5 protein-coding genes are annotated in these 4,240 nt (G+C 43.6%); 3 read left to right on the top strand and 2 right to left on the bottom strand.

From position 1 onward, the window contains the following. Positions 1-255 precede the first annotated feature (255 nt). Positions 256-474 (bottom strand): hypothetical protein, encoded by a 219-nt coding sequence (locus tag QUB70_RS31800; protein ID WP_332985776.1) that lies wholly within the window; start codon positions 472-474, stop codon positions 256-258. A gap of 5 nt (positions 475-479) precedes the next feature. On the opposite strand from QUB70_RS31800, the gene QUB70_RS31795 reads away from it, so the two are divergent. Then, positions 480-602, top strand: a complete 123-nt coding sequence (locus tag QUB70_RS31795) for a hypothetical protein (RefSeq protein ID WP_332985775.1) — start codon at positions 480-482, stop codon at positions 600-602. Between the two features lie 109 nt (positions 603-711). Here QUB70_RS31795 and QUB70_RS31790 read toward each other — a convergent pair whose 3' ends face one another. Further along, positions 712-2,673: a S9 family peptidase gene (locus QUB70_RS31790; protein ID WP_332985774.1), complete on the bottom strand. Its 1,962-nt coding sequence runs from the start codon at positions 2,671-2,673 to the stop codon at positions 712-714. Between the two features lie 79 nt (positions 2,674-2,752). Here QUB70_RS31790 and QUB70_RS31785 point away from each other — a divergent pair, with 79 nt between their 5' ends. Both QUB70_RS31785 and QUB70_RS31780 read left to right on the top strand, forming a co-directional pair. Next, positions 2,753-3,676, top strand: a complete 924-nt coding sequence (locus QUB70_RS31785; protein WP_332985772.1) for a nucleoside hydrolase — start codon at positions 2,753-2,755, stop codon at positions 3,674-3,676. A 210-nt stretch (positions 3,677-3,886) separates the two neighbouring features. Beyond that, positions 3,887-4,048 carry a hypothetical protein gene (locus QUB70_RS31780; protein ID WP_332985771.1) on the top strand — a complete coding sequence of 54 codons (162 nt, stop codon included), beginning with the start codon at positions 3,887-3,889 and terminating at the stop codon, positions 4,046-4,048. The last annotated feature ends 192 nt before the right edge of the window (positions 4,049-4,240 follow it).

Here is a 4,240-nt window from a genome sequence, read left to right as displayed (position 1 = left end):
GACTAAAAAAGTTGGATGGCTGGAATTTCTCAAAAATACCAGTAAGATGAATCACATCTGCGGAATGTGGGATGTAAGGTGTGCACTACTGCACACCTTACCGCTATAATTCGCGCGTCAAACCATTTTTGGCGTAAGTCCTATCTCCATCAAAAATTAAAAAGTGTTTCTTCAATCAAAGTCTCAATTACGAGACAATTAGGAATTTTTTAATGTTGAGTTTTTTAAATTACAGTCAAGGAAAACTATCGGCACTTACCTGATCGCAGACAGTTCGTTAACTAATTTTATCCTTCCCCGGCACACAGAGCGCAGGAGCCGATCGATCGAGCGTTTGTCTTCCTCCGTCAAATTTTCGTCAAAAATAGCAGCCATCAAACCGTACCGATCGGCTAAAGTAATGTAGCCATTTTGATTCGCTTCGGCAAACAGCTCGCCCAAAGCAGATGGAATCAGGTGGACAGGAGTTTGCATAGTAATTGACTTTCTACTCGACGATCGCGCGATCGCGCGTTTCTGCGGCAACAAAAGGCGATCGCACTCTCATATCTTGTCAGTGTACTGCCTTAAAAGATGTGACAATCAACAGCAAAAACTTGTGACAGCAAATAGCCCAGTTTGTGAACTACATCACATTTAATATTTCAGACTTATGATACAGCTTGCAGTTTCGTTTTAGCGAAAACAGAGCAACTGCAAACTTAATTAGTTCTAAAGATTGTAAATCGGCACTTCCTCCACAGGTTCAGCTAACTCAAACTTAAACACCCGGGAATAGAAATAGAATTCGCCGTCAAGAGTTCTTTTGATATTTTCAGCGCGGCGAAAACCGTGCTGTTCCCCTTCATAAGCAACATAAGCAACCGGCAAACCTTTAGCTTTCAATATCTCTACCATCATTTCCGCTTGATTGGGCGGAACCACTTTATCTTCTAATCCTTGAAAAAAGATAACGGGACAAGATAAACGTTCCGCCGAATGAATTGGCGAACGATGTACATACAAATCTTTTCTTTCAGGATAAGGCCCGATTAATCCATCCAGATAGCGCGCTTCAAACTTGTGAGTATCCCCTGCCAAAGCTTCCAAATCGCTAACTCCATAATAGCTCGCACCAGCCTTAAACACATCGCGGAAAGTAAGAGCGCACAACGTAGTGTACCCCCCTGCACTGCCTCCGGCGATCGCCATTCTTTCCCCATCAACTAAACCTTTTTGAGCTAAATATTTAGCACCGTTAGCGCAGTCGTCAACATCGACAATCCCCCAACTATCTTGCAGTCTTTTTCTGTATTCTCGGCCGTAACCAGTGCTGCCGCCGTAATTGACATCGAGCACGGCAAAACCGCGACTCGTCCAGTATTGAATTTTCAAATTCATGCTGCTAGAAGTTGCAGCAGTGGGGCCGCCGTGACTTTTAACAACAAGCGGCGGTTTTTCACCCGCAGGCGCTGCGAAATCTTGATTTTTCGGGGGATAGAAGAAACCGAAAGCAGTCAAATTGTTTTCCGTGGGAAATTCAATCGGTTCCGGTACTGAAAGATAACCCGGATTGATGCTTAAATTGCTCGATTGGCGCAAAATCTCTAGTTTGCTTGTTGCTAAATTTAATTGTACAATAGCAGTAGATTCAGTCGGCGAACCTGCCAGAAAAACCACATTTCCTCCCCGCGCTTTGACGGAGGAAATATCAGTGTAAGGCGTCTCAATTGTTGTCAACTGCTTAGTGGTTAAATCGAGACTCGCTAAATACCACTTGCCTTGCTGAGTGTATGTGCAAATAATTTTGTTTTCCGAGACAACGGCATAAGTAGACATTCCAAAAACCCACTGAGGAAGTCCGAATTCAGCCGCCATTTCGCACAAGCTGGCTTCTATCTCTGCTTCCCCCCTTACCAAGGGGGGATTGAGGGGGGTTCTAGATTGCCAGCGGTAGAAATTCCACCAGTTCGACTTGTCAGAAACAAAATACAAAACTCCATCGGGCGACCATTCTGGTTGAAAAATCGACTCATCAACCCCGCCAGCAACTAAGTATTTTTCACCTAAAGAACCGTCAGCATTAATTTCTGCCACCCACAATTCTGTGCCATCCCACGGCATATTTGGATGGTTCCAACAAATCCAAGAAAGTAGAGAACCGTCTGGACTCAAACGAGGGGAAGCATAAAAATCATTACCCTGAGTTAAGATTTTAATATCTTCGCCGTTATCTAAATTAATGCTAACAATAGTATTGACAGGTTCGCCCTCACCTGCGTGGTCTTCGCGCACGCAAATCAGGCGATTTCTCTGCTTGTCAACCATCGCATCTGCATAGCGAGAATTAGCAGCAGGAGTCAGAGGTTCGGGTTGAGAATTTAATGTTTGAGCATAAATACGTTGGTCTGCAAAATGAGAAAAATAGACAACACCGCCAGCAACTGCAAAAGCAGCGCCGCCGTATTCGTTAACGCGAGTGCGAACATTAAAAGGAGGCGGTGTCACGTCGCTGATTGTACCGTCAGGAGTGCGCCGCACGAGGACGCTCCGCCCCGCTTCCGAAGGTCTTCCCTCAACCCAATAAATATCATCGCCGTCAATAGCAATTTGTCCGAGTCCGACAGTTCCCGAAACAATTAAATCTGAGGTAATGGGAGATTTCCAAGAGCCGTAAGGTGCTACTGTATTCATATAGTTAAGGTTGTTGTGTTTGACGCACAAATAAATTTATATTTGTAGTTTACAGTAATTCAGTCACCGGGGAAGCAAAATGTCTAAAAAACTCGTACTAATGGATCACGACGGTGCAGTTGACGACTATCTCTCTGTCGTGTTGCTGATGACAATGGAGGAAGTCGAAACTTTGGGAGTAATTGTAACTCCTGCGGACTGCTACATTCAACCGGCGGTGAGTGCAACGCGCAAAATCCTTGATTTGATGGGGCGTTCAGAAGTTCCGGTGGCGGCGAGTACCGTGCGGGGACTCAATCCATTTCCGGTGTTATTTCGGCGAGATGCCTTTGCAGTCGATCGACTTCCCATTCTAAATGAAAAAGGAACCATTGACACGCCGTTAATATCAGAACCCGGACAAAACTTTATGGTGCGAGTTTTGCGAGATGCAGCCGAACCAGTCACATTAATGGTAACGGGGCCGTTAACAACAGTAGCGCAAGCTTTAGATATTGCGCCAGAAATTGAAAGCAAAATTCAAGAAATTGTCTGGATGGGAGGCGCACTCAATGTTATCGGCAATGTTAGCAAAGATATGGAACCCGGACAAGATATGTCGGCAGAATGGAATGCTTACTGGGACCCGTTTGCGATCGAGAGAATTTGGCAAACACAAATTCCAGTTGTCATGTGTCCTTTAGATATCACTAATAATGTACCGCTGACTGTCGAATTTTCCAATCTCTTAGCAAGACAGCGCAAATATCCAATTTCCGACTTAGCAGGACAGTGTTATGCCTTAGCAATTTCTCAAGATTACTATTTCTGGGACATTTTGGCAACCGCTTATTTAGCGCATCCAGAATTTTACCAACTGCGAGAATGGGAAACCGAAATTGTGACCGAAGGTATCAGCCAAGGACGCACAAAAGTTAAAAATGGAGGGCGAAAAATTCAAGCAATGGATAAAGTAGACACCGGAAAGTTTTACAATTACATATTGCAACAGTGGGCGCGTTAAGCATAACAATATCTGCGAGGGGCGGGTTGAGCGGGAAATATCCGTACAAAACCCGCCCTGACCCGAATATGTACGCGATATTCTCTTTCCTCTCTTTCTCTGCGCCCTCTGCGGTTAATCAAAAAAAAAATCTCATTCACAAATCAAACAAAATTGCGAGAAGTGGCGCGGACTTGGTTTGTCTATTGTCGATATTGGAAAAAAGATCGGATGAAATTATTCTTAAAAAAAATCTGGATTATTGCCTCTGTTTTGTACTTTTTAATTATTCTCAGTATCATGCTTTTAGCAGATATGGGAAAATTAGTTAACTTTCCTCTCGCTCATCCGCCTTATGACAAACTCGGCCACTTTGTTTTGTACGGAATATAGCTTTTATCAAAAAGATGAGGTATGACTGACAGCTTATATAACCACTAAACTAAGAGGGCCCAAGCCCAACGGCTCTCCTGAACTTGTGGTGATAATTTTATCTAATCAGAAAAAAAAGCTAATACGCGATTTCTGAAATTATGAAAATTAGAAAAACCATATCCTTGCCGCATTATCAACTTAATTCGATTG

It is taken from the genome of Microcoleus sp. A003_D6 (assembly GCF_036702825.1).
GTDB lineage: Bacteria > Cyanobacteriota > Cyanobacteriia > Cyanobacteriales > Microcoleaceae > Microcoleus.
This window is presented reverse-complemented; position numbering and strand designations above follow the sequence as displayed.

What these genes read in the sequence shown, in the direction of transcription:
- QUB70_RS31790 (WP_332985774.1), bottom strand. Translation starts at nt 2,673, where the DNA reads ATGAATACAGTAGCACCTTACGGCTCTTGGAAATCTCCCATTACCTCA.
- QUB70_RS31785 (WP_332985772.1), top strand. Translation starts at nt 2,753, where the DNA reads ATGTCTAAAAAACTCGTACTAATGGATCACGACGGTGCAGTTGACGAC.
- QUB70_RS31780 (WP_332985771.1), top strand. Translation starts at nt 3,887, where the DNA reads ATGAAATTATTCTTAAAAAAAATCTGGATTATTGCCTCTGTTTTGTAC.
- QUB70_RS31800 (WP_332985776.1), bottom strand. Translation starts at nt 474, where the DNA reads ATGCAAACTCCTGTCCACCTGATTCCATCTGCTTTGGGCGAGCTGTTT.